At 65.0% G+C, this 25,514-nt stretch carries 16 protein-coding genes and 1 pseudogene; 5 read left to right on the plus strand and 12 right to left on the minus strand.

From position 1 onward, the window contains the following. Window positions 1-178 precede the first annotated feature (178 nt). Together ACZ3OF_RS03385 and ACZ3OF_RS03390 are read left to right on the plus strand one after the other, a co-directional pair. Window positions 179-355 (plus strand): hypothetical protein, encoded by a 177-nt coding sequence (locus tag ACZ3OF_RS03385; RefSeq protein ID WP_467302427.1) that lies wholly within the window; start codon window positions 179-181, stop codon window positions 353-355. A gap of 349 nt (window positions 356-704) precedes the next feature. Then, window positions 705-1,037 (plus strand): hypothetical protein, encoded by a 333-nt coding sequence (locus tag ACZ3OF_RS03390; RefSeq protein WP_467302429.1) that lies wholly within the window; start codon window positions 705-707, stop codon window positions 1,035-1,037. A gap of 295 nt (window positions 1,038-1,332) precedes the next feature. On the opposite strand, the gene ACZ3OF_RS03395 is transcribed toward ACZ3OF_RS03390, so the two are convergent. The 3 genes from ACZ3OF_RS03395 to ACZ3OF_RS03405 are packed head-to-tail and all read right to left on the minus strand — an operon-like array spanning window position 1,333 to window position 8,419. Further along, a complete protein-coding gene (locus ACZ3OF_RS03395) occupies window positions 1,333-3,978 on the minus strand; it encodes a pPIWI_RE module domain-containing protein (protein WP_467302431.1) in 2,646 nt (881 codons plus the stop codon). Further along, window positions 3,978-7,286 carry a pPIWI_RE_Z domain-containing protein gene (locus tag ACZ3OF_RS03400; protein WP_467302433.1) on the minus strand — a complete coding sequence of 1,103 codons (3,309 nt, stop codon included), beginning with the start codon at window positions 7,284-7,286 and terminating at the stop codon, window positions 3,978-3,980. The genes ACZ3OF_RS03395 and ACZ3OF_RS03400 overlap by 1 nt, the downstream gene beginning before the upstream one ends. Next, the gene (locus ACZ3OF_RS03405) at window positions 7,283-8,419 is read right to left on the minus strand and encodes a restriction endonuclease-related protein (RefSeq protein ID WP_467302434.1); all 1,137 of its coding nucleotides are present in this window, start codon (window positions 8,417-8,419) and stop codon (window positions 7,283-7,285) included. Before ACZ3OF_RS03405 ends, ACZ3OF_RS03400 begins: the two co-directional genes overlap by 4 nt. Window positions 8,420-8,776: 357 nt before the next feature. Between ACZ3OF_RS03405 and ACZ3OF_RS03410 the strand changes: the two genes are divergently transcribed. Together ACZ3OF_RS03410 and ACZ3OF_RS03415 are read left to right on the plus strand one after the other, a co-directional pair. After that, a complete protein-coding gene (locus tag ACZ3OF_RS03410; RefSeq protein ID WP_467302436.1) occupies window positions 8,777-9,097 on the plus strand; it encodes a hypothetical protein in 321 nt (106 codons plus the stop codon). Between the two features lie 666 nt (window positions 9,098-9,763). Then, entirely contained in the window at window positions 9,764-10,876 is a 1,113-nt protein-coding gene (locus tag ACZ3OF_RS03415) for a tyrosine-type recombinase/integrase (RefSeq protein WP_467302837.1), read from the plus strand. Between the two features lie 112 nt (window positions 10,877-10,988). On the opposite strand, the gene ACZ3OF_RS03420 is transcribed toward ACZ3OF_RS03415, so the two are convergent. From ACZ3OF_RS03420 to ACZ3OF_RS03430, 3 genes are read right to left on the minus strand one after another with little or no spacing between them, the layout of a single operon-like run. Further along, on the minus strand, window positions 10,989-14,519 hold the full coding sequence (locus tag ACZ3OF_RS03420; protein ID WP_467302437.1) for a DEAD/DEAH box helicase: 3,531 nt from the start codon (window positions 14,517-14,519) through the stop codon (window positions 10,989-10,991). Further along, window positions 14,504-15,100, minus strand: coding sequence for a hypothetical protein (locus ACZ3OF_RS03425; RefSeq protein ID WP_467302439.1), 597 nt, complete (start codon window positions 15,098-15,100; stop codon window positions 14,504-14,506). Before ACZ3OF_RS03425 ends, ACZ3OF_RS03420 begins: the two co-directional genes overlap by 16 nt. Continuing rightward, the gene (locus ACZ3OF_RS03430) at window positions 15,061-15,402 is read right to left on the minus strand and encodes a hypothetical protein (RefSeq protein WP_467302441.1); all 342 of its coding nucleotides are present in this window, start codon (window positions 15,400-15,402) and stop codon (window positions 15,061-15,063) included. Before ACZ3OF_RS03430 ends, ACZ3OF_RS03425 begins: the two co-directional genes overlap by 40 nt. A 341-nt stretch (window positions 15,403-15,743) precedes the next feature. Between ACZ3OF_RS03430 and ACZ3OF_RS03435 the strand changes: the two genes are divergently transcribed. Further along, complete coding sequence (locus tag ACZ3OF_RS03435; RefSeq protein ID WP_467302443.1) at window positions 15,744-16,691, plus strand: Shedu anti-phage system protein SduA domain-containing protein; 948 nt, start codon at window positions 15,744-15,746, stop codon at window positions 16,689-16,691. Between the two features lie 146 nt (window positions 16,692-16,837). On the opposite strand, the gene ACZ3OF_RS03440 is transcribed toward ACZ3OF_RS03435, so the two are convergent. The 6 genes and pseudogenes from ACZ3OF_RS03440 to ACZ3OF_RS03465 form a co-directional block, all read right to left on the minus strand. After that, window positions 16,838-20,221, minus strand: coding sequence for an NACHT domain-containing protein (locus ACZ3OF_RS03440; RefSeq protein ID WP_467302445.1), 3,384 nt, complete (start codon window positions 20,219-20,221; stop codon window positions 16,838-16,840). 468 nt (window positions 20,222-20,689) lie between these two features. Then, on the minus strand, window positions 20,690-21,484 hold the full coding sequence (locus ACZ3OF_RS03445; RefSeq protein ID WP_467302446.1) for a PDDEXK family nuclease: 795 nt from the start codon (window positions 21,482-21,484) through the stop codon (window positions 20,690-20,692). Window positions 21,485-21,980: 496 nt separating this feature from the next. Then, window positions 21,981-22,067 (minus strand): annotated as a pseudogene (locus ACZ3OF_RS03450) (DUF5655 domain-containing protein); the annotation flags it as partial. Between the two features lie 274 nt (window positions 22,068-22,341). Further along, on the minus strand, window positions 22,342-23,475 hold the full coding sequence (locus ACZ3OF_RS03455) for a ComEC/Rec2 family competence protein (RefSeq protein ID WP_467302447.1): 1,134 nt from the start codon (window positions 23,473-23,475) through the stop codon (window positions 22,342-22,344). A gap of 31 nt (window positions 23,476-23,506) precedes the next feature. Next, window positions 23,507-24,082 carry a hypothetical protein gene (locus tag ACZ3OF_RS03460; protein ID WP_467302449.1) on the minus strand — a complete coding sequence of 192 codons (576 nt, stop codon included), beginning with the start codon at window positions 24,080-24,082 and terminating at the stop codon, window positions 23,507-23,509. Window positions 24,083-24,119: 37 nt separating this feature from the next. Then, window positions 24,120-25,331 (minus strand): patatin-like phospholipase family protein, encoded by a 1,212-nt coding sequence (locus ACZ3OF_RS03465; protein WP_467302450.1) that lies wholly within the window; start codon window positions 25,329-25,331, stop codon window positions 24,120-24,122. Window positions 25,332-25,514: the final 183 nt, after the last annotated feature.

Here is a 25,514-nt window from a genome sequence, read left to right on the forward strand (position 1 = left end):
GATGGAGCCGTATCCCGGTGCTTCGGTGGGCTGGAGCCTGCGACGGCGATTCAGCGACATGCAGGCCTCATTCGCCCAGCCGTCATCTATCTTCTCGGCGCCGCCTCCGGCGCGTTTGTCGATGCCCTGAACGCGGCGCGCGGCGATGCGGTGACCCACCACTCTGCTAGTTCTCCTCTTGACCAAGCGTCAGATCGCCATGGATCCTGATCTGGTGGAGCCGCAGAGCTCTCGCATCGACGGTGCCATCGCCCACGTCGAGCCGCAGGCCAAGGATGAGTACAGCAAAGAGGCAGCCGACTGGCTCTACGCCATTCGTGCCGTGCACGTTCGGGACGGTCCTTTGGTTGCGTAGATCGGATGACGAGCACCGTCTGGCACAGGCGTTGCGCTCGACAGGGTCGAGCCGTGGCCGCGCATTGGACCGCGTGCGGGTTTCACGGGAGCGGGCCATGTTTTCCTTGTTTGTGCCTCATTGAGGCAGCCCTCTCCACGCGATGCTGGCTCGCCGACAGTGCAGTGACCGGTAGCTGGGCTCACGAGACCGAGGCAGCTGGCCTTCTCGGAGACCTGTAGCCCGAAAGTGGCGAAGCCTCGCGGGCCGCCTCGTACTACTAGTGGGCGGGCAAGCCGAAGAAGATCGTCCATCTTGCCAAGGCGGCAGGCGACCGTCCGCTGTTGGTGAGTTCCCTGCGCGAGGTGCCATGGTGGGTGCTCCATGCTGGCGCTGCCGGCAGCGCCGCGCCGTTCCTCCCTCATCCTCTCTGGCCACCCCGGGTCTTGTTCCGTCCGCGCCGACCGCCGCCGCGGAGCGGGTGCGGGAGCAGGTCGCGGAGACGAACCGGTACCGCCAGGGCGCGAACCTCCCCGTGGTCGCCGGGCTGCCCGCCCTGCTGGGCGACCTCAACACCACGATCCTCGGTTCGGGCCAGGCCAAACTGCACTCCATCGGTTGCCATCGCCGGGCCATCAGCTACGAGCTCGCCGGCGGCTTCGCGGCGTTCGCAGTAGAACGGAGCCGCCTGCTTTACGCATAGCCATGTGTGGGCGATCACCGTCGTGGAATGATCGCTGCGTCGGTCTGACGAAGAGGGTGGGCGATGACAGACACCGGTGAGCAGTGAGGCGTCGGCTTCGGCGCTCGGGTACCTCTTCCAGTTCGTCAAGGCTCTGCATATCTGCTGCGCTACCGCCATCCCGCTGCCCGGTTACTGCCAGTGGAGGGTGTGAAGCCGCTGCGGCGATCGTGACCGGAGATATGCGGTTTGCGGCGGCCTTGCTCACTCAGGCGCTCGGGAGCTGTCGCGAGCGCCGTCATGAGATCCGTGCTGATTACAGGATGTACTCCTCCATCAATCCGGCTAGGTGGGCGATGGCTGGCCAGGTGGTGGCGATCGTCGTGTGGGCGTGAAGACGTCGTTGGGCCTGGGTGTACATGGCCCAGTCGGCGGGGTTGTCTCCGGCTTGGAGGAACGCGGGGACGATCTCCAGGGAAGTCGGGTTGGAGCAGGTCTTGGTTCGGTTGCCCGGTTCGGCCGGGTCGAGCTTGGTGACGCCGAGCGCGGTCTGGTTCTGGGCCGAGCGGGGGTTGATACCCCAAAACGCGCGTTCCCCGATCTGGACGACCCCGGAGAACCGCCCGTACTTCGTCACGGGAATCAACTCTTCCGATTCTTCGCCGGCCCTGACCATTTCCTCGGTGACTCCGAAGGACCGGGGGACCGCGTCGCGGTCGCTTCGTTCCCGGAGCCGGATGATGCGCAGGCCGGGCTGGTCGCCGGGCTTTCGGATCGCCGGAGTCACAGCGGGGTCGGTCATGTCGACACCTGGCAGGACTAGCTGGTCGAAGGCGATCCGGCCGTCCTGCAGCCATGGCCAGATCTCCCGATCGCTCATCCGTGCGCGGCGTACGAGCAGGAGCCGGTCGGCGGTGGAGTCGAGGGCCAGGGCGCCGGTGATGAACTCGGCGAGGGCCGCGCGCGAGGTGCGGGTGGCTAGGCGTCCGCGGCCGGCGGTCAGCGCCTCGGGAAGTGCGGTCAGCGGCATGGGGTGCTCACTTGGGCTGCCGGGTGTGGGCATGAGCTGTGCGGTGGGCTCTTCGTGCGTGTGCTGCCGGATGAGGATGGGCACGATCATCCGTTCGCCCGCGGGGGCGAGCCAGACCGTGATCAGTTCGAAGGGGCCGCTGATGCCCTGGGGTACGGCGATCTTGGGCAGGTGGCCAGCCTGGCGGAGGGCGTCGTTGAGGGCGGCGGCAGCGCGTTCGATGTCGGCCGTGGCGAAGTCGGTGTCGGCGAAGCGTTTGGCGAGGGCGGCTTTGCTGGGGTTGGGGTTGGCAGGGGTGATAGGGCGAAGGCACTGAACGTTTCGGCGAAGAGCCGGAAGGGTCTTCTTGAAGAGCTTCTTTGGATCGCGTTGGCGCGTGCGCGAGAAGTAGGCGGGCCCTTCCATCTCCACGATGCAGGCGATGGGTGCGGCGAGGCGGGGGAAGGATTCGACGATCCTCCCGGCGCGCTCGGCCTCACTCCTTTCGTACTCGGCTCGGCGTGCGGCCTTGTCGGGGTTGGTGGAGCGGGGCAGGCCGGCGGTCAGGTCCTGCGGGTTGCAGCGGTGGAGCGTGACGTTGAGCGGCCCGGTGAAGCCGGCCGAAGTCGCTGTGGACCGGAAGGGGGTCAGGCCGAGCTTTGCGGCGGCAGCGACCTGCAGGCCCTGCCAGGTCCGGTCGGAGGACGCCCATACCTCGATCTCGTAGGTAGGGGCGTTGGGCAGCTCCAGCGGCAGGAGCGCCTTGGCGCGGGTCCGGGCCTTGGGCGTGGGCGCGAGCGGAGCCAGACCCTTCTCCGCCAGCTGGCGGGCGACCTGGGCGAGGACCTCCATGTGGTCGCGGGGCTGATAGCCGTGGCCGACGGGGTGATCGTGGACCGAGCGCGCCGGCGGTGTGCCGTCCTTTTCGGGGAAGCGGTAGGTCATGCCGGTGCTGTGGACGAGGTGGGCGGCGAAGGGCTGGGCTGCCGCGTCGCCGGGGGCGGTGCGCAGTTGGTCGAGGCTGGGTGGCTGGTGGTGGGTGAGGTGGGCGAGGATCTCGGCGACGCCCGGCTCCCAGGTCCAGGTGCTGCTCTCTCCGCGCCGGCGGATGGTGACTCCGCTCTGTAGGAGCATGGGTCGCTCGCGGCGGTGGACGAATCCTTGCTTGGCGGAGAGGAGCACCTTGGCGGTCGGGTCGCTGAATCCGCGGCGGGGGATGTACTCGACTGGGCGCGTCGCGAGGCGGGTCATGTTCAGGTCGACGTGGAGGTGGACTTCGGGGACACCGGGCACTGTCTCGAGGTGGAAGGTCAGGACGTCCACGCTGGCTCCGGCCGAGCCGTCTTCGTCGGTGAGGGTCTCGGGTGCGCCGAGGTGCAGGGCACGGCGGCCGTCTGCTCGGGTGGGTCCGAGTCGCAGGTCGCGGTGGTGTCCCAGGAGATGGAGCCCGCTGCTGGTGAGGTGTTCGGCGACGAGGCTGGGCAGGAGGTTGAAGACGTGGTTCGGGGGGTTGGCGGTGCCGTTGGCATGAAGGTCGTGGCGGGTGAGGTCGAGGTCTTCGGGGATCCACTCCAGTTGGCCGGCGCCTTCGAGTTGGCTGTACCAGTCGGTGTCGGGCATGTGGGGTGCCACACGGGCCGAGGCCCATGCCGACAGAGCGATCAGCAGGAGGTCCGGGTCGACCTCGGTCCGGGACCGGAGCCATGCGGGATCGCGGGGATTCGTCTGTACGGAGGTGATTTCGGGGTCGATGAGGGTGAGCAGGTCCCTCAGAGAGCGCGTGGGCAGGTAGTCGGGCCCGCTGCGGGGACGACGGCCGGGCCGGGTATCCCACGCCTTCTCCAGGAGGTCGAGCATTCCCGGCGGGCAGGTCGTGCGGTAGCCGGTGACGGGCCAGGTGGCTTCCGGCGTGAAGGTGAGCACGGTGGCTTGGGTGCTGCGGTAGGCGGGCATCAGCGGTGACCCCAGTCGATGTTGTCGAGAAGATGGGAAGCCAGGCCCCAACAGGCCTTCGCGAGTTCGTGGTCGAGCCGCTCGGCGACTGTGGCCGCGGGACCCGGGTCGGAGAGCCAGCCGTGCAGGAGCTGCTGCGCGGCGACGATCACGCTGGTACGGGGGGTGTCCGGGGCGGAGTCGTCGAGGTTTGCGGTACGGGGGGCGAAGGCCGCGTCGCAGAGGTAGACCAGCACAGGCTCGTTGCCGCGGATGCCACGGCCGAGGGTCTGGTGGAGGGGAACGAGGAAGTTGCCGACGAACGCGGCGTGCTCGACCGGGTCGGTGAGCCGCGTGAACAGGACGGGCTCGCCTACCCGTCGCTGCCAACGGCGACGCTCGCTGCCGCGGAGCTTGCGCGCGAGGTCGACTGGATCGACGTGGTCAAGAGTGACGTCGACAGGATTTCGAAGACGGCGCATCGCCTCACGGCTGAGGAGCGAGAGCGGGAAGGTGGCGTCGTCGGCGGGCGGGTGGATCCGAGCCAGGTAGAACACGGCGCCGAGGGCCGCGACGCGGCGGGCGTTGAGGATGTTGTGGCCGCGTTGAACGGCGCCTTCGGCTGCCACGAGGATGTCGGCACCGGAGGCAGCGAAGGTGGCAAGGCGCCGCCGGGGGATGCTGTGGCGGGTGGGCGGATCGTCGTCGCGGATGACATGGAGGGCCGTGTACGGGGTCTTCTGGTTGATGTAATCGGCGACGGTTTGAGCGTCCCGGGTGCTCTGCACGGTGAACAGGACCTGCTGGCGGTCGTCGGCAAGACGCTGACGGGCCTGCTGGAGCAGCGACTCCCGCGCACCGGGGGCGGGATTGCAGATCCAGTCAGCGGACGTACACAGGGCGTGCGCGTGGAGGGTGGGGTCACCCCCGGTGCCCGAGGTGAAGACCGGGCGGCCGTCGCGGTAGCGCGGCGGCCGGAAGAACATCTTGCTTTCCAGCAGCGCCGCCCTGGCCTTCTCAGGTTCGCGCAGGACCAGGTTCGGAGTGACGTCGAGGTGGAAGCGGGGGGAGGCGGGCATCCAGCTGGTGGCGGAGGCGAGGACGACGTTGGGCCCCTGGATTCCTTCGGCCTCCAGGAGGTCATGGAGGTGATACAGCAGCCACCGGCCCACACCGCGCAGCCACAGGATGCTGAAGGACCCGCTGTCGCCAGCGGGGTTGGGCTGCCACTGGAGAGCCATCAGGTTGCCCGCGGCCTGCTCTGGGACGAAGGACATCAGGTCGCGGGGCGGCTGGCGGCTCCAGAAGTCGTCGCCGTCTCCGATCTGTGCCGGGCTGATGGCTGGCAGGCGCTGGGCGACCTCGAAGAACGATGTCGTGATGCGCGCGGCCCACAAGCCGCCCTGCAACAGCTGCGCGAGCTCCGCCGGCGTGCCCCGGGCCGTGATGCCGTCGAGTACCGGTTGATGGGCCTCGATCCACGCCTCGGCGGCCTCCTGCGCCGACATGAGCGTGTCGTGGGACGCTGTCATTGCCTCGATCAGCTCCGCCCAGTTCTCTGCGGGCGCCTGGAAGGGGGCGGTGACCAGCGGCTCGAAGTGCTCTTCGAAGTACTGGTCGGCGGCTTCCTCCAGTTCCGCCTTGCGGGCGAAGTCGTTCCGCTCGCCGAGGCCGTGGAGGCTTCGGGCCAGGCGCCGCAGGAGGCTGTACCCGGTGAACGGTCCCTCGGTGATGAGGGCGCTCAGGTGGTCGGCACCCGGGTCGATCATCAGCCGGTGGAGCTCCGTCAACGCCTGGTCGTGGCGGCGGAAGTGCTTGTCGCCCGCCGTCACCTCGGGGTCCCGGAGGTCAAGGAACCACGAGTGCTCCAAGCGCTGTCCGATCCGGTCCCCCACGCGATGGCTCCAGCCCCTGCCAGGTTGGGAGAGAATCTCGTGCAGCAAGAACCGGTCGTCGAACTGCTGCTGGACGGTGTCGGCCTCGTCCATCAGGAGAACGGTCAGGTGATGCTGGGCCGCTTCGGCGACGCGAACCTCGATCTGGGACTGCGGCATCATCGTGGAAGCCAGGCCGGCCGCAGTGGTCACCCACACCTGGGCGTCGGCCACATTGCGAGTCGCTGCGTGGGCAGGGCATTGCGAAAGGATCGGGCAGTCCCGGCGCCCGCGCTGGCCGTCCACGGAGAGCTTGCCTCCGCACGGCCGCTCCTCCCTCGGGAGCGGAACCCGGTCGCTCCTGCTGGTCAGGCGCAGCTCCTCCACGTAGCACTGGTCGTCGGCGAACGCCGCCGCGGCGTCGGCACCGGTGGGGAAGGTGGTAGCGCCGTCGTGCAGGAGCGAGCGCCAATAGCGGTCCTTGTGGACTCCCTCCCGGGTCCGACCGAAGATGGGGACGGCGTTGATGCCGAGTGCCTGCAGGAAACTGACCTTGGTGTAGATGTCGCTACCGGAGGCGAGCACGAGACCCACCTTGCCGCTGCGCTGGGCAACGATGTAGGCGATCATGTCCAGCAACGTGGATTTTCCGCTGTTCATCAGGCCCACCACGTGCCACAGACCGTCGATGACCATCTCCTGTGGCCGCTCCAGGAGGCGCCCTCCCACATGGTCGGCCAGCAGGGCCTCCATCTGCTCCAGCCGCTTGACGAAGTTCCGGTTCTCGATCTCCGGGTGAGCGATCAGGAGCTCGTCCATCTCGGCGGCAGCCCGCTGGAAATCCTCGATGGTGAGAGGAATCGGCTCCCGTGTTCGGAGGGTCGTCGCCAGCAGCTCGGGCGGGGCCGGCGCGGGGACGAAAGTCTCGGGGATACGGACCTTTTCCCAGCTGCCGTCAGTTCGCTCGAAAGAGCACGTCGAACCAGGCGGCGCCGGCCGATAGCCGCTCCCCGCCTTGTAAGGGGCGACTTCCTGAAGCCTCTGCCGGTAGACGTCATGGCGTGCCGCAGCGTACGGGGAGCGGCGCCGGGTGAACACCGTCGACAGTTCAGCCTTGTGCCCCGCCATGTCACCTGGCTCGAACCCCCGTACCTGGGCAGGGAGCTTCACGTAGTGATCGAGCTTCTCCCGCATCGTCCCGGTCTTGGCAACCGGGCCCATCAGTTCACGCAGGGTCCGGATCTGCGGGTCGAGCGCCGAGTCCAGCCGCATGTATCCAGCGAGCACGGGCCACAGAGCGCCGATGCCCCGCCCCGGCATGTGATCGACCAGGAACGACAGCCCCAGCTCGAGGGCACACAGTTCCCATGGCTTGAGCTGGCCGAGCATCGGCCGCACGCACTCGTCGTCCAGCTCCTTCACCAGCGAGGTGCTCCAGGAGCGGGTGTCCCTCATCGGGCACCTCCCGCCCTGCTCGCGCGGACGGCGGCTTGCCGCAAGAACGCCTTCTCATCAAGGACCTCGACTCCGGCGGCCCGGCCTTGCAGCTCGCGCTCCAGATCCGCGAGGTAGCCAGGTGTCTGGAGGCGGTGCGTGGGGACGACGATGATGCGCCGACGCGCCGGCACGCGGGGATCGCTGCGGAACCCCCGGGCGAGGAGAGTGGGGCTCGCGCAGTCCTTCGCGTCGATCGCCCAGCATTCCCGTTCCCCGCCGGCGTCCACCGGTTCGAAGATCAACGCCGCGTCCCAGGCGTCCAGACACGGCCACGGCTCAGTCCGAACCCGATCCGACGGCAGTTCGGCGAGCCGGTCCAGCAGCCGCCCTTCGAGCAGTCCAGGGTCGTGGAAGAACTGGCGGGTCGCCCTGTGCTGGGTCCAGTACCCGGCCAGACAGGCCACCTCGAACCGCTCGGGCCTCCCGCCGCACCCCGGAGTCCCGCAGCCGCTCGCCCCGTCGTCGACCGGGTTGTGACACTCCCGACAGCGACCCAGCCGGACCTTCCCCGGACTCTCGACCGGATGGAGGACGTACGCGGTACGCACGAACTTCGCGAGGTACGAGTCGCTGTCGGCGTCCGCCTTCGGCAACTCTCGGGCCAACGCCTGGACGTCGCGGTCGCTGAGCACGGGACGATCGATCAGCAAGCGCCGCAGTCGGCAGTAGATACGCTGGACAGCCTCCTCGCCATCACCATTCATCCGAGCGCACGACATCAGTGCCGCGAAGGCCTGGTTTTGAACCAACTCCGCCTCGACGTCGGCGTGACGGACCAGATCGGCTGCCTGCTCGGCGAACTCCGACAGCTCATCCCCGTCCAGCAGGATGGCTTCTAGATCACCGTCGGCGAGGGAGAGCGGAACGGGCCAGGACCCCAGCGGGCGACGGCACCACTCGAACAGCTCGAGGTCGTTGCCCGGCCAGTCCGACCCCAGCGCCTGCGCCTTCCACCACAACCGCCCCCGTGCGTCACGCCAGGCGCGCGGCAACGGACCATGCACTTCAGCAGCCCTGAAGTGCCCGCCATCCGCCGACTGCCGATCGAGCCGGATTCTCGCCAAGGCGGCACACAACAACTCCACCGTCATGTAGTCGTCTGCTGCACCCTGGGGATCCCGGTCCCTGCCGGGCGCGGCATCCCGTGACTCCGCTACCGCATTCGCTGGTGGACAGCCGTCCGGCGACTCCGATCCGACGGACTGAGGGTGTGCACGGTCAGCGGGCCTGGCGGCTTCCTGAGTAATGCTCATAGCTGATCGATATACACCACGTCACCGACAATGCACTATTCGTTACGAATGAATGTTCTTTTTTGAAACTGTCATTCGATATTGGGGGTCGCAGGCCGGCGTCGCCCTTGCCGTACCGGACGGGACGTCCGAGGACCTGCACCTCGCCCTCGCGGCGGAGTCCGTGGGGCAGCAGGTCGACATCGCACTCGGGCCGTGACCACGGCGGTCCTCGCCGTCACCCCTGGCCCATGCAGCCTGGTGATCGCGGTGTCGATCGCGGCCGGCGTGGTCCGCGGCAACCTCACCCTCCTCCAGGCCACCGCCATCACCGACCGCTGGGGCACACAGCACTACGGTCGGCTCTCCGCCCTCCTCAGCGCCCCCGCCATGACAGCCTCCGCTCTCGCGCCCTTCGCTGCAGCCGCTCTCGCCTCAATCCTGGGCGGCTACCCGGAGTTGTTCGGAGTGCTTGCCGGCCTCGCGGCGGCGTCCGCAATCGTGGCCACGGCGACATCCGTACGAGGAAGGGAATGATTCCGATCGTCGAGGCCGACGGTCTCGGCACAGTGTCGCCGCCTTGCTCGCGAGTTCTACGCTGTCGAGGCTCTCGGGCGTGGCAGGCAGCGAGCCGACTTCTGGAGCGGTCGACCGTCGACTGTCAAAGGGGCCGTGTTCCGTATACCGGGTCGAGGACAGTCCCCGACAGGTCGGCTGTGCATGGGCGCACGACGTCAGTGGGCACGGAGGGACCTTCTGCATGCCTGATGGCGCATCAGATAAGTCAGCATTCGGTCAGCATGAGTCCCCGCGCGTTCCGTGGCGATCGTCCCAACAGGCGTTGGTGCTAAGGGAAACACCAGGCAGGAAGCCGTCTAGCCCGACGGGAGCGATGTTCCTCACCAACATTGTTCGGTGCCTGCCGGTGTACAGTCGAGACCGCCCTTGACCTGCACAAAGCAGGCAGGGAGCCGTCTCAGAGGAGTCCAAAGTGCTGCGTACTCTGTTCAAGTCCAAGATCTAGCATTTGGACGTCTGTGCAGGTCAGGGGCATGATAGAGGCCCCTCGGGTTAGCAAAAGGTCAGCATGCATCGCAGCCCTGTCTCCGCTTGCTGACCTTCCGCCCTCTGCGCAGTGACTGTGCATGGTTCCTCGCTCCCGCTCGGAAGGTTCGACACGTGGCTCGACAGCTCGCCCGCGGCATGGGCTCCTTCTTCAAGGAATGTGACTGCGCCATGCCCACCCGCTGCCCGCACCCGTACACGATTCGCTTCAGGGACGCGCTCGGCAAGCAGCGTGAGGAGTCCGGTTTCGGGACGCAGGATGATGCCATCGAGCGTCTGACCGCGATCTACAAAGAGAAGAAGAGCACGGCGCCGTCCGTCGCCGAGGCCCGCCGCGAGCTCGGGCAGCAGACGGTCGAGGAATACGCGAAGCAATGGCGACCCCGGCAGCGCAAGATGACGGAGTATTCCACGGGCGAGCATGTCGACAGCTCGATCAATGTACACATCGTTCCTCGGCTCGGATCGCGGAAGCTGAACTCCATCACGCCGATCGTCGTCGAGCGCTTCTTGGACGAATTGGAGGCCGACAAGGTCGGTCGCGGAAACCAGGTGAACATATTCCGCACCCTCAAGGCCATCTTGCGGGACGCTTATGGCAAGGGGGCCATGGCAGACGACCCGGTCAAGGGCGTCCAAGAACCAGAATATGTTCGCGAGAAGGTGGTCATCCCGTCTCTCACCTACGTGAAGAAGGCGCTGACTGTCGCCGACGACGATCTCGCGCTTGAGATCGTCATGATGGTCGGCTGCGGCCTGCGCAACGGTGAGGCCCGGGCGGTGAACGTCAAAAACATCGTGGCGGACGACGTCTACAGGGTGCACGAGCAGATCCACTCCAACACGCACAAGCCGGCGAAGCTGAAGCACCGCAAGGCGGGCGAGTTCAGGGAGGTGCCGCTCCCGCGCTCGGTGAAGGAGGCGCTGGAGCGCTACGAGGAGCAGCACGGCACCACAAAGGATGGGTACCTGCTGCGCGGTCCGAGCGGCTACTACACGGAGCCGATGGAACGCCGTCGGGTGCAGAAGCTCTGCAAAGACCTCCCCGCGGAGGACGGCGTCGGAATGTACAGCTTCCGGCACTTCTTCGCCTCGAACGCGCTCGGGAGCGGCATACCCATCACCGACGTCGCCGAATGGATGGGGCACAAGTCCATCGAGGAGACGTATCGCACCTACCGGCACCTGATGCCCGGGAGCATCACCAAGGCAGCTCGAATTCTGGACGCCGGCCTCTGGGATGCGGCCTGATACATCAGCGGGCTCACGGCGACCCAGGGGAACGGTCGTCCTGAGTGGTTGGCCGGGAAGGCTGGTCTGAGGCTGATCCCGATCTTCCTCACCGCAGCCGAGCGGTGCCGCGTCACCGGCGCTCGGAGGTGGAAAGGCGGATGGTGAGCTCGTCGCCAGCGAGTGTGAGCTCGGTGTCGAGGTGGCTGTCCTGCAGCGCAGCTACGTCGCTGTGACTGCTGGCTGGGATGATTGCGACAGGCTGGTTCTGGAGCAGAAGGGCCAGCGCGGCTGACCCGCTGCGATTTCCGATGAGGACAGTCCCGGTGGGTGCCCCAGAGCCCTCGATGAGGCTGACTTTCAGCCTGGCCGAGCCAGCTTCCAGGACGGTGTTGAGGAGGCTGCCGCTGCGGAGGCGGACGTACTCCAGGAGGTCGGTGACCTCGTACTCGGTGGCGTTGAACAGGGTGAGCCAGCCGTCGATGTGGAGGGAGGTGAGCCACGGGCGCAGATCCGCGGTCGAGATGCTCTGCTCCTGGGCGAGGCTTCCGATCTGGTGGGCGAGCCGGCGCGAGGTGATGCCTGAGGTCAGCAGGTGCAGGGCTTGCTCGGTGTCCACGCCGTGGCGGAGGTACCAGGCGGTGTCAGTGCACAGGCGGACGGGCGTGCCGGCGGCCGTAAGCCGGCGGTTCACGAGGTTGACGAGGGCCCCGAGGGTCCAGGACAGGGCGTGCTCGAAGGTTCGGCTGATGTTAGCGACGGCCTGCTCGAGTGCCCATTCGCGGCTGGAGTGAGGCAGCCATAGGGCGGCCAGTTCCGGGATGGGGATGCCTGACAGCCAGCTGTGAACGGCACCCTCAAGGGGTACGTCTACCCTCTCCCCGCTCGTGGCCGCGCTGGTGAAGCTCCAAGCTCGGGCCTTGACGACCTCGGGAAGCTCCAGGAGCTCGTCGAGAGCGTGGTGCTCGGAAAGGTAGGCCAGCGTGTCGTGAAGTGACCGCTCCTCGACTTGAGTCGGCTGTCCGAAGATCAAGCCTTCGTCGGGAGGGGGCGTGAACCCGGTGATCAGGGGCAGGGCGATCCTTTCCGCGATGCTGTCGATTGTGCGCGCCGTCCCGATGCTGGTACCGGTCGTGGTCCACCGTCGGCGTGCCGCCGGATCGGTCAGCTCGTATCGCTGTGCAACCGTGGTGGCCAGGGCCAGCCACCTTGCACGGATATCTGGCTGGAGCTGCTGCATTCCAAGAAGGCGCCGAACAGCCAGGAGAGGGTCGGTATCGGTGAGAGTGGGGATACGGGACAGCGCGTCCAGGGTGAACCACACGTAGGCAACGAAGTCGGCGACCAGAGTTCCGGCGAGCTCGAAGATCGAGTCGGCGCTCTCGCGGATCAGACCCTCGCAGGCCGCGAGCTCCTCCAGTGCCTCGGAGTCGAGGAGTGCGGAGGTCACCTCGAGGGCGTCGTCACCCGGGGCCATCAGATCGAAGTCGGCGCCCTTGGGGAAGGCGGTGCTGTGGCGGGTGAGGAAGATCCATCCCTCGCTCTCCCGGCCGGCTCGGCCGGCACGTCCGACAGCGTTCAGCAGCTGGGCGGACGTCAGCCGCTGCTGCGCCTCGTAAGCCAGGTGGTCGTCGCCGACCCTCGTGTTGATGATCACGGTCCGCACTGGCAGGTTCACGCCATCGGTGAGTGTGCTGGTCGCGGTTACCGCGACGATCTTCCCGGCGCGCAGTGCGTCCTCGATCGCGTGGAGCACATCGTCGGGCAAGCTGGCGTGGTGGTAGGCGACACCCTTGCGGGCGCAGTCGACCAGGGGGTGTTCGGATCCGAGGGTATGGGCGAAGTATTCCGCAAGCGGTGCGGCTTCGGGCCTGTCATCGAGGTGCTCGGCGATCGCGAGAGCCGTGTTCCGAGCCTCCTTCTGCGTACTGCCGATCATCAGGACGCTTCCCGCTCGGGTGAGATGAGCCGCCGTCAGGGCGAAGAGCTTGCTGTCCGGTGTGCCGCTGAGCTTGTTGGTGGCGCTCCAGACGCCGGGCGCATCCTCGGCGTAGTGGCGTAGGCCGAGCCCTTTCGTGACCATGACGGCCGGCTTCGCGGTCGCGGTGGGTCGCAGGCTCAGCCGCGCGGCGACCGGTACGGTCGCTCGGGTCAGGCCAGGGTGATTCTTGCTTGCCTTCCGCGGTTGGCGGACTACTTCATCCCTCAGCAGGGCCGGGGAGATCAGGCCGTGGAGCCGACGGGGGCCACGCCATTGGTCGGTGAACACCACCTCCGCCGCTGGGCGGTCTGGGTCCAGCCACGATGCCAGGGCGGCTCGGTTTCCAACGGCTGCGGAGAGTAGGACCAGCCGAGGGCTTGCGGGGTGGGCTTGGCAGTACGCCAGCAGTCCTTCGAGGAGGAAGCCACGCTGCCCCTGGGCGAGGTGGTGGGCTTCATCGACCACGATCAGTCCGACGTCGTTCAGCGCCATGTCCGGATCGTTGCGTAGTGCGTGCATCAGCCGCTCGGGCGTGAGGATCTCGACATCCTCAGCAGTGCTACGAGCCTGACCGACGGGGAAGTCGGGCTGCTCGGCTGCCAGACGCCTGCCCAGGAGCCGAAGCCGGCCCCGTAGAGCCCCACGCATCTCCCGTCCCAGGCTGCGCAGCGGCGACACGTATACGACGCGGCCCGGCTTCTGGGCGAGGTGAGAACAGATCACCAGCTGCGCCATGAGGGTCTTGCCCGCACTCGTGGGAACACTGATCAGGGATCTACGGGTTGCCGGATCCATCGGGTTCCCGGCCTCCAGCTGCAGCAACTTGCGCTGGGGCGGCCACAGTGTCATCACCGGTGGTTCAGAGAGTGCAAATGTACGGGCGACAGCTGGAGGAGTACCAGGTGGCAGCAGGGCGTAAAGGCCGCTTGCAGCCAGCTCTCCAGTGAGTTCCAGAAGGTGCGAGGCCACCCAGCGGGCCCACAAGTCGCCCGAACCGGCACTGTGGTCCACTACCGACCACAGATTTGACTGCGCACGCTCCAGGTCATGCCGGCCGCCGAACACGAGGTGGCGGTGAAGGTGGTGGACGGCCTCGATGACCGCCTCGGCTGGCCCGTACATGGTCCCGCCCATCGACTCTCGCCGAGTCAGCCGCCGCAGCTCATCGAACTGACGGCGCCAGACGCGCACAGCGTGGGTCAGGACGGTGCGGTTCATCCCGAGGAAGGCGACGCCGGCTTCGATGGCCAGCGTTTCGATATGAGCGGCCAGGTTGGCGTCTGTGATCACCAAGTGCCGCACCTGATGAAAGATGGCAGTAGCGTTGGGATCCTGCTCGCAGCGGCGGTAGCCGGCCTGCGCGGCGAAGGCCAGACGAAGCCGCTCTGAGTCTCCGCGGTCGTCGGAACCGAGTGCCAGGTCGAAGACGTGGGCGCTGACGGCGAAGGCGTGCCGGAGCTGGACCGGGTCGTACTCGTTGCTGTCAGGTGCTGCGGCCGCGACTCCATGCAGGTACCAGGCGGTGCGCAACAAGTCGCTGGGGAGCTCGAAGTGGGCGGAGCGGACCGCCGCGATCTCTACATTCGAGATCAGAGACACGAGTTCCTCGGGAGACGGCATCGTGCCCTCTCGGTACTCGCCCATTGCCCGGGCCAGGACGTCCCTGTCTACAGTGCGGTCCACACGTACTCCCGGACGTCGTTGGCGAAGGATTCGAAGTCGTCGATGGCCACGATCCGGCCGTAGAGCGCGCCAGGGTGCGTATGCGTCGGCAGGTGCTTGTGCGCGGTGTGGAACGCCTTGGAGGGCGCAGAGTCGACTGCCACGCTGATTCCGGCGTTGCTGGTCGGCTCAGCCTTGGCCCACTGCCGAGGCAGAGTGCTCACGAAAATCCGGGTGTCGGCAGCGAGATGCTTGTCTGCCCACGAGAAGGCCGCCAGGTAGACGTGTCCAAAGTCGTTGAGCTGTTTCACAGCCTTGCGGATCGTGGGTCCGACGTCGTCGCTCTTCTCTGAAGTGAACTTCTTGATTTCCCAAAGCCGAAAAATGAAGCTCATGGTGCTGCCTTGGAGGCGGTGAACGGCGATTCCGTCGCCGCCGCTGTCCGTAGAGGTGGGGCCAGGGGAGGAAAGGAACTCCACGCTCTCGCCGGCCTTCAACGGAGCCTCCTTGAGCGTGAGGTACCACAGCCACTCGCTGACGTAGCCCTCCAGGCCGTGGTACTTCACGTCGTCTTCGCGTTCCCGGCCTGCAGCGTCGAACACGGGGTAGGCGTAGGCGTGGACAATGCTCCGGTTGGCTCCGTCGAGGGGGTGCCGGTCAGCGTGGCCTCGCGCCAAAGCTGGTAGGACTCGGTGTCGAGGCCGGTACGGCCAGCCATGATCGCGTCGGCGACAATCCACGCGGCAGCAGCACGTGCTTCTTCGGTGGGTGCAGTCATCGTCACCAACTCCCACGGACACTTCTGATTTGTGCCCTGCGCCGCCCGCGCCATCAGCGCGCTGAGAGTGCCGCCCGCCGCGTCAGCTGCCCTCTGCGCTGCCGCAACAGGTACGTTCGGTGCCATGGGTGCCCCTCCCAACCGTGCGGATGGAACATCCGGCCGCCGATCGGATTCTAGGCGGCACCGAGGCGCTGGGTGCCCCTGACCGCCGCGGTGATGGAACCGGAACTGCCACGGTGCTACCGACTGGTACCGACTCGCGCCAACGACTCGGAGGCGGGTCGTCCGGCACCGCATGCCCGCAAGGCCATCGAGTTCCAGTGAATGTCACGCGGCTGCTATGGGCCCGTGGTCGGCCGGACGCAAGCAAGGGGGACGTGCCTGCATCGACCGGTGTCCAGGAGGACCGGGATAGATTCTGGCGTATGTCGAGATCGTGCGATCAGAGTCAGTAGCCTGAGCGCGTGGATGAACCTCAGTCTTCTCAGAGCGTGTTCCGGGAAACGGTCGTAGTGCCCGACACGGATCCATCGCGGCCGATGGCTCTGCCGTGGGAGCAGTACTCGGACAAAGCGTTGGCGGAGTGGTACGAGCTCCTCAGCCGGGATCCTGAGGAGGCTGATGTCCAGAGCTTCCTTGAGCTTCACCCGGCCATGATCCCCGGAGGCAGTGGTGACATCGGTCCAGGGGGACATCACGGATCGGATATGGGGGCTGTGTTCCGGCGGCCGAAACTCATCGGCGGTGGTCGTGCGTTCGAGCCAGATTTCATGTGGGTGACGAGATCATCCGGCCTCATCACACCAATTTTGATCGAGATTGAGAAGCCCTCAAAACGCTGGTTCAGGAAGGATGGGCGACCAACCGGGGAATTTACGGAGGCTCGCGATCAACTCAACGACTGGCGTTCTTGGTTCGCTCGTGAAGGAAACCAAGCGCTGTTTCGACAGACGTTTCTCTTCCTGGGTGAAAAATACAGGAACCGGCCTATTGAGCCGCAGTACGTTCTGATCTATGGCCGCGAGTCTGAGTTCAGGCGCGGCGGCGGTCATGTCAACCCGGATGAACTGAGATACAAGCGAGATCAACAGCGATCGAGGGACGAGTCCTTCATGACATTTGACGCGCTACGTCCTCGCTACGATCACTCGATTTCTATGACGCTGTCCATGACATCGCGTGGCCCGGAAATTCATGCCTTCTCACCCGTCTACGGGACGGGAACACATATTGGTGAAGGCGCTCTGCTGTTGGGCGATCCGCAGGCCGGCCTTGCCCGATCGACCATGTTGTCCGACGAGCGTCGCAAGTACCTGGCAAGGCGGTGGGAGCACTGGCAGAGCTGTGAGCGGCAGAGGACTGACGCTCCTGCCCGCGGGTATCTCCGTACTCGTCGGCCGGGGATTGAGTGAGATCGATGGGAGTCCCTCGGCGAACGAGGCGGCGCCGTGGTCGGTGGGGTGCACATCGACGAAGACGAAGGTCGGGCGCACGCTCCGGCGATGAGTCGGGTTGTCCGGGAACAAGTGTGGTCGAACGTTGACGGACGTGAGGTCGCTTAGGACCTAGTTTTGCCTACACTGCGATTATTAATGGTGCGGATGATGTCTGCGGCTGTGCTGGCGAAGGCCGGGTTGTCCCGATAGGGCGCAAGTAGGTCGAGGGAAGAGCGGTCACCTACGCGAGCAAGCAGGCGAAGCGCAGTTGCTGTGCGCTCTTGAGAGCGGGGATAGGGGAAGAGTGAGGTGAGTTGGTCTGCAGTGCTCAGCGCGTGATGCAGGATGCTGCGGGCTTGCGCTGGGAAGGTGTCCAGAATTCGACCCAGTGCAGTGGTGCCGAGATCTTGGGCGAACTGGGCGACGTACTGATACTGGTGCAAGGGATCAACCGCTGCGTCCAAGAGATATCCAGTCAGCTGTTCCCAGAGCGGCATGCAGTGCGCGTGCTGCTCGTGTGCGGAGAGGCCCGGGCGGTGGAGCCAGAACAGGATCTGGCCATAGGAACGCCACGCTTCCGCATCGGTGCCCCGATGGCTCGCCAGGAGCCGAGGAGGGCCGGCTAGATGGGCGGCGCAGCCTTCGATCCCAAGGAGATGGCAGCTGATGGCACCTTGGGGGAATGGGTCGCGCACGTCGAGATGGGAAGCCCAATACCGTAGGGCAGGAAGCGCGAGGGGATCGTCCGATTGAATCAGTTCCCTGAGCAAGACGTCAGTGAACAGACCGGCGTCGCCTTCGCGCACGGCTAGGATCAGAAGTGCCTGGCGCGCAGCAGGTTCCAGGGCGTCGATGGCCTGGATGAATGGTGCAGCGATGACTTCCTCGAACTGACTCTCCACGATGCGTTTGGCGCGAGCATGCGCGTCAGGCTGATTCGGGTCGGTGAGGAGCAGCGAAATCTCCTCGGCGATGTCGTTGACCGCATAAGGCGATGCGATCTGGCCGTAGATGTGCAGTGCATCGACGAGCATGGTGGAGACGAACACGTCGTCGGTGTGCAATGTGGTCAGCAGCTCGGAGACTTGAGTGATGGCGGCCTCATCAGCGCTGCTGCGGATGCTTGTGAGCAGGTCGAGGCCGGCGAATTGCAGGTGAGGTGCGTCACTAGCCCAAGCTCGGGCGAACAGGGCAGGCGCGAGAGCGGCGGTTTCGGCGTCAGTGGGGTTCCGAAGCAGGCTGCACAGCAGGACCATCAGCCCGACATCGTTGGAGTGCAGCGAGTTGACCCAAGGCTGCAGCGCGAATGATGCAAGGGGCTGGTGCAGGCTCCGTCCTGATCGAGGCCAGGCGAGATGTGCCGCATGTGTGATGATCGCAGCGGGCAGCCGTGCGTCGTCGGCCGGCGACATGGGCCCGTGCAGGGTTGCGGCGATGAATGCAGGCACTGTGTCTCGACGGTGTGTCGAGACGCGAGCGGTGCCGCGCCTGAATGCCCGGTCGGTCTCTCGGAGAAGCAGGGTCAGTGGCTCCAGCAGGCGCCCATCACGGCAGGTGGCACCGATGGCAGTGAAGAGTGCCTGCTCGTATGCGCTCCAGGACGAGCCCGGCTCAACGGCGTAATTGAAGTCTGAGGCGAGCACGATCCGGCTGGCGCTTGCTGCCTCGACGGCCCTCTCCAGGCAGTTCCGGGCCTCGGTCAGAGCCACCTCGTCAGCTATCGAACCCAGCAGGCCCCGCAGCGCTTCGGTGAGTATCTCGCTGGTGGCGGGTAGCTCCCGGAGCAGTCCACCAACTGCTTCCGGGGCGCTGCACAGCGGCAGCGCCCACATTGCCAGCTCGCGACGGTGTGGTTGCCCCAGCTCGCGCGCCAGCTCCGAAATGCTCGCACAGCGCCACATCAGGGCCTCGGCGGCCAGCAACTGGGCGAACCACTCGTGTCGAAACTCCACCCGCTGTTGTCGCACGCGCACGAGCGACGAGGCCAGTGCCTCATCCACGACACCCGCGGATGCACCTTGACCGCCAAGCAACTGGGTTGCAGTGCGCTGCGCTTCGGCGAGCGGCAGCCACCCGGAGAGCCGTTCATCCATCAGCAGCGCCCAGTGGTGCAGCACCCGCCGCACGTTAGTCGGCTGTGTGGCACGCTGCAGTTCCTCGCCAATGTAGAGGTCCAAGAGGGCACCTCGAGCTGCCCTTGGAGGCAGAAGCTGGGTCAACCGCGCCGCGAGGGACAGTTCGAAGGCCGTACCGAACGCCGTAAATCGCTCCTCGCTGAGCGCATCCGCCTCCAGGCTCACTGCGTACAAGCGCACCAACGACCTACGTTGCTGTGCGTCCGGTTCTGTTGTCCTCAGCCGGGCACCACGCAGTACCTCCGGTACGCGCACGAACTCCTGGCTGCTGGACAATACGGTTGCTTCGGTGGCGCGGCACCACGAGCCGATCTGGTGTATCAGCCGTTCCTGTAGTTGGGTGGGACATTCGTTGACCCCGTCCACGAGCAACACGATCGGCAGCCTCAGAAGCCGGGCGGCCTGCAGCAGGGCCTGCAGTCCAGTCAGGTTGAAGGGGGCCACGCACTCCTCGAGCGTGTCCTGCAGGCGACCTTCGTAGGTGCCTGCCCGCATCAGGAGCGGCAGCCAGCCCGCCTGCCCCAGCCGAAGAGCTGTGTGGGTGAGAATATGGCTTTTGCCGGTACCCGAGCCTCCAGCTACCTGTATGTGGCGCCCGGGACGCAGCCATGTTGCAAGGTCTGCCGACGACACCTGCTCTGATCCGTCCTGTTCCTCCAGGGTCATTGGGACCAGGCCGGGAAGATCGCTGCTCAAGTGGGCGCCCAACTGCGCCAGGTAGTCCTCCAGTTGCCCCGCATCAGCCACGTCGCTACTGTCCCGTGAGTCCTGGTTCGGTAGCGGACGGCAGAACACTCGCATGGTGTCCTCACCGAAGAACCGTCGCACCAGATCCGGCAAGGCGAACAGCATGTCGGACAGCTGTTGCCGGCCCCATAGATCTATCGCCAAGTCGTGGTGCTGATCGCGCAGCCTCGCCAGCTCTAGATCGATCCGGGTGTCGCGGACATCCGCCGTCGTCACAACCACCAGACGCCGTGCGGCGAAGGGGCGTTGCCCGTCGGCATACGCCTGCACAGCCTTGCGTAGATCCGTGGCGGTGAATTTCTCGTACCTTTTGGCTTGATAGACCGACGCGGAGTGTGAGGCGAAGAACGCCACGACGTCGACCCCATTTTGAGCTTGGCCGCCCCGGCCGAAGGGGCGTGCCTCCAAAGCGTGGTCCGCTCGGACGGCCAGGGCCACAACCAGATGCTCCAGAGCTTCCCAGGACAGCTCGTGCAAGCGAAGCAGAAGCGGTGCTGTGGCCGTCAAGGGTGACGAAGCGGGCGGCGGCTCTTCCTCTATCGCAATGTCGTCGGACTCGGAGAGGGTGTGTCTGTCGTCATTGCCCCTGCTGGCCACCACGCCCTCCGCCTCCCGCGATGTCATGGACGATCCTTGCTGAGTCCGACAAGCTGTCAACAGATATCAGATACGAGCCCCTGAACCTGCCTGGTATCGGGACGGAGCTGCTGGTGCTCGACGCCGGAAGGAAACGAACACGGGCTCCTTCACCGGTTCTTGACGACATGGCCGGGCAAGGACTGCGCGGTCTAGGAAGGTCGGCTTGCCAGTCGGTTGAGGTGGCTCTGGACGAGCTTCGCGAGCCGGGTCCGTGTGTCGAGACGCGAGCGGTGCCGCGCCAGTGCGTCTCAGCGTGCTTCCCTAGGTACCCCGTGTCCGGGACGGCGCTCTGTGATGCCCCGCGGCTGGCGCCTGATCTGTTCGATCAGGTCCGTTTGGTAGCGGCCGCCGATGAAACGGAACGCGGCCCCGGCGACCGACCGGATTAAGTGGGAGCGGCTGAACCCGGCGGCGCAACGGAGCCCATGCCAACCGGCGGAGGCTCCCTGCTGTCTACCGCTTGAGCTGTGCCAAGAAGTCTTCTACGAACTTCTCCACCTCGGCTCGGCTCTTCACTTCCTCCACGTTCAGCCGGTCGACCACCTTCACGCCGGAGTGCAGGAACAGGCGGGTGCGGCTATGGTCGCGTCCGGCGTGGCCCTTGTGGTGAGGCCCGTCGATCTCAATCACACCGGCGTGACCGCGGTACGTGATCAACAGATCGGGCTCGAAGGTCCAGCCCCTCACCCTCATACCTCCGAGTGGCATGATTCCGATCGTCTCGTTATCGGGCAGCGATTGCTGCCGCTCCCTGAGTACCCGGTACACGTCGAGCTCCCACTCGTTCGTGAAGCGGAGCTGATCTTCGACCGGATGTCCCGGTTCGAGCTGCACCTTTCGCCCCTGGTTGCTGGGCTTGGGGTCGTCGGCTGTCTTGACCTGCCTGCGCCAGTCAGGGCCGAGGCGAGGGATCGACGGCCGGGCGACAAGCTCATCAACCGACTTACCCGACCCCCACATCACGTCTCGCACCACCTCGGCAATGCTCTCCAACTCCCGCTCGCTGTAGGTGGGGTACAGGCTCGGCTCCACCACGAGCACGATCCGGTAGCCCTCGTGGTCGTACTCGGTGTTCCAGAGTCGGACCTCAGCCGACGAAACGTCGGCGATCATCCGCGCCGTCTCGGTCTTCCCCAGGTGGTACGCCAGAACAGCGCTCGTGCCGAGCAGCCACTCACTCACCAGAGGAGCGTTCTCGGGGGTGTCGAGGGCGCGGGACATGTCAGGCGCTGGCAGCTCATCACTCATGCACAAGATTGTGACAGTCGCCGCTGACAGTGGAAGGGCGGCGGAAGCGAAAGGTGTCCTGCCAACACGGCGAAGTGCCAAGGGGGTTGGGGGCCGAGTCGCACTGGACGGAGCCGGCCGGGCGCCATGCTGCAGGAGCTATTGCAGCCGCGGCGACTGCCACGCTCCGGGGCGATGGAGCAGCCGCTTAGAAGGCACCTGCTCTATCCACTGAGCTACGAGGGCTGACCTGCGAAAACGCAGTCCTCCTGGCGCTCGTCCCGTGATGCTGTGGGACGTATGTGGGATCCTCGGATCGGGGGCCGGATCGACTCGCTCGGGCTGGACGAGAACGGGTCCCATGAACCGGCCCCGTGCTGTACTCGCTCGCCAGGAAGGCTACCTCCGGCCCGTCGGGGACGTCCGCGTCCCACGACACCGCAGGCTCGGCGAGGTCGTCCTTGTGCTCGGGAGGGGCGCCGGCGTGCTGGCGCGGCGGGCGGCGAGGGCGTGGACGCCGGACCAGGTGCTCGAACTCGACGCGATGGTCCATCAGCCACGTCAGGTAGAAGAGGCCCTGATTGATGACCCCGGCGTCAACGCCCGCGGCACGATCTCCGTCACGTCACCCTTGAGCTCCACTCGTCGTCCGGCGGCACCGGTGAAAAGGCAACAGTGGAAGGGCTGGGGCCCCGTAGCCGAGGAAGGGAACCGCGTTTGTACTCGACGATGACCGGTGCCGTTGGGCTCGGGTACGGCGCGGTACGCCTAGTGGGCGCAGCGTTCGGCTATGACCGAACACGCTTGTTGGCCAGTGAGCTCCCTACTTGGCCACTCGGAGCACATGACCTTTGTTGGCCTGGTGTGTGCGGGGCCTCTTACGTGACCTTCACGGCCTGGCTGAGATCGACTGGATAACCAGCCTTGACGTCATCACATAGCCGCCACAGTTGTAGCCGCTTGGAATTCAATCCCACGATGACGGCGATAGACCCAAGCGGCTTTCCGCCACTTGAGCTGTCGACGTGGTCACTCGTGTAGTGGATTCCAAGCTTATGGTCAGCTGCCCGTTCCCTCCCCCTGCCGGCCGTTTTCTGGCATGCTTCCCGCAAGATCTCCTGAGCGACATCATGGGGGAAGCGATGCACTCCTCCGCCCTTGGCGCAAGACACGAGACTGTACCTGGGATGCACTCTCTCAACTAGTTCGAGGTTAATGCCATACTTTGATCCGTGATGCGGCACTTTAAAAATGTCAGCATCCAGATAGTCCGCTCCCTGGTGATGCAGCATCTCACGGGCAAGCCAAGATGCCCGGGTTTTCAAGGCGGGAAAGTCTTTCTCCACGTGGGCCCAACTGGCGGTCTGAGCATCCGCCCCAAGCAGTAGGCGAGACCCCCGGCTACGGCGGAGTTCGCTTCTCTCCCTAGGGCGCTGTACCACGCGCTTTTCGGGATATTCAATCATCAGGGCAATAGAGGAGTTATTCTCCTCAATGCCTTGCATTCCGAACTGATGCTTCAGCGCAATGGATGGAGCCAGTACCCGTAGATGGACAAGCCCAAATCTTTTCTCATAACCGCTCGTCGGCATACAGACGTGAGTTCTGGACTCGGCTTCCGCGTACATCTTGATGTACGCGGGCCTTCCGGTATCGTAGCCTGGATCCCAAAACTCATTGACTTTGTAAGCCTTGAGTAGCGAACTCATCCCGGAGATGTGATCCCAATGAGGATGGGTTGCAACAACGACGGCAATTTCCGGTTCACTCGGAATGAAATTTGCAGCCTGCAGGGATTTGATCAATTGATCCATCACTGCGAATCCCCCGACGTCGACCACGATGAGTCGGCGTCTACCGTCATGTTGCGGAAGCATGATGAGCTGGGCATCAGCGTTGCCGACATTGAGCAGGAAGTACACCATGTCGGTTTCCGTAATGGCGGCGCCGAAATCGCCACCCTGCGGCGGAGTCTCGATGTCAATAGCAGGTATCGGCTTCGGCTCGCCCATAACTCGGCCTCCCGTATGGAAGCATTATGGATTAATCATCCAATTTCCCCGAATTGCCCTCCGCGATGGCGGCATCCTTCTCGTCGAGCGGCTGGGCGATCGAAGCAAGCCTCGTAATACGGGCTAGTTCTCGTGCTTCAGCGCTGACGTCATACAGTGGTGAAGGGATCAGTGTCGTAAGATCCTGCCCCCTGACAACTTCTGGCAGTTCGGCCCATTTCTGCAGGTCGATCGCAACGCCGAAGACGTCATCAACTCTAATCGGCTTTTGGGTTGCGCTCCCAAAGTGCACACGTTCTTTCTCCTGTAGAGCCTCTGCAGAAATAGACAAGAGGGCGATACTCTCGTCTTCCTCGAACCCTTGGGGGAGATTGGTGGCCAAGAAATGCGGGCGCCCGAACTCGTCCAGCATTGGCCATCGTGAAACTTCAAAGGTGACTATGTCGGCAGTTATTTCCTCAACGGCCAAATAGTAGAAGTCGTATCGAGTCCACTTTCGCATGAGGGCTTCCACGTTGAGCGCCTTCCCCTCGTCGGCCGACGTGGGATCCCACGCCCTCAGACGACCAACCACCCCAATACCCCTCTCCATGACACCATGAGTCATAAGGTTCACCTCTGGAAACTTGCTGTGATACTGCAGGTTAGAGTGCCGCCTCAGGAAAAGGAAACCCGTCTGGAGTGCTTAGTGAACCGTCTACGTGCTTGCGTAGCGCGGCATCGCAAACGGCATATCCCCAATTCACTAGCTTGTGTCGATCGCGCTCGCCTGGTGATTCTTTTGATAGACGTGTGTGAATTGCCGCAAGGTGCATAACCTCCGCGTGGGGGCAAGGCAGAGCGTCCGCGATATGGTAGTTATCCACTTCGGTCCGAATGCCCCAGTAGGCGCCAGAGAATTCTCTTCTTCTGTAACCATTAATAAGCGCGCGCTTCCGCAGTGCTCGAACTTGGTTGTCCTCAATCGCAAGGACGCGTCGCAATTGGCCAACCCAGTTGTCATGCGGTCTGGCCACGGGAGGCATGCGCCCGCCACCGTCACTCACCAGCAGCGTCGTGGAGCGTTTGGCAGGCTCCAGGCCGAGATTGTCGTAGATTCCTCCGTCGCTCAGTACCAAACGCGTGGTGTACGGCTCGCGCTGCAGATCTGCGGCATCGCCTGGCAAGTTCCACGCGTCTGAGGAGAAGTCAAGGATTGCTGGCGACAAGAATGGGGGGAACGCCGAGGATGCTGCCACGGCGTCCGCAAGTTCGATGCCTGGCTTCCCGACACCGCCGATCTTGTAATCCCGGGCATACGGCTTCGAGAAGCGCCAGAGAGCTCCACTCTGCATGTTCGTAGCATTGATAACGAACCGCGGATGATCGGGTATGTCTTGCAGCGTCTTCTCGCCGAATAGATGCTTTCGATAGGCCGCTGCGACTCTCCCAGCGCTTCCCCCTGGGGTGAGGAGACCCATGATGATTGCCGGCTTGTCGATCGTCCGGCGTGATAGCGCCAGCAACGGGTCGAGCACCAAGCGGCGATAGCTCTGCACGGTGTCGTCCCCACTCATCATCGCGTCCCACTGGGAGGCCAGCTGCCCCGCTGCAATCGACCCTCCGGACACACTCGACACCAAGTCCAGCTTGCGCATCCATCCGGTCTCGCACACCCTCAGAAGCGCGCCCGCATGAAAGAGCATCGCTCGGTAGCCGCCGCCCGAGAGGCACAATGCCACCGAAAGCTGGGCTCCGGCCGTTCCTCTCGTTGTCTCAGCCATGACGACCCCAGAGGTAGGCCCTGGCGAACGTGTCGCCGAGTTTCCCCCACCACTCAAGTGGAACACCACCCCTTTAGGCGTGCAACGCAACATGAGATGATCTAGGAATCCGGGCGAGCTCGCGGTCGCTTGGCAACTTCGGCCCGTCCAGCCGATGTTCAGGCGTTTGGAGTTGCGACACGCGGAAGTGTGACCTCCGTCACTGATGACCGGTTCGTTAACAGTGCGACACTCTCAGTTCCGTCTGGCTTCCTCCCCACGGCCGTCACCACCACC

The organism is Streptomyces sp. NPDC022552 (genome assembly GCF_055561875.1).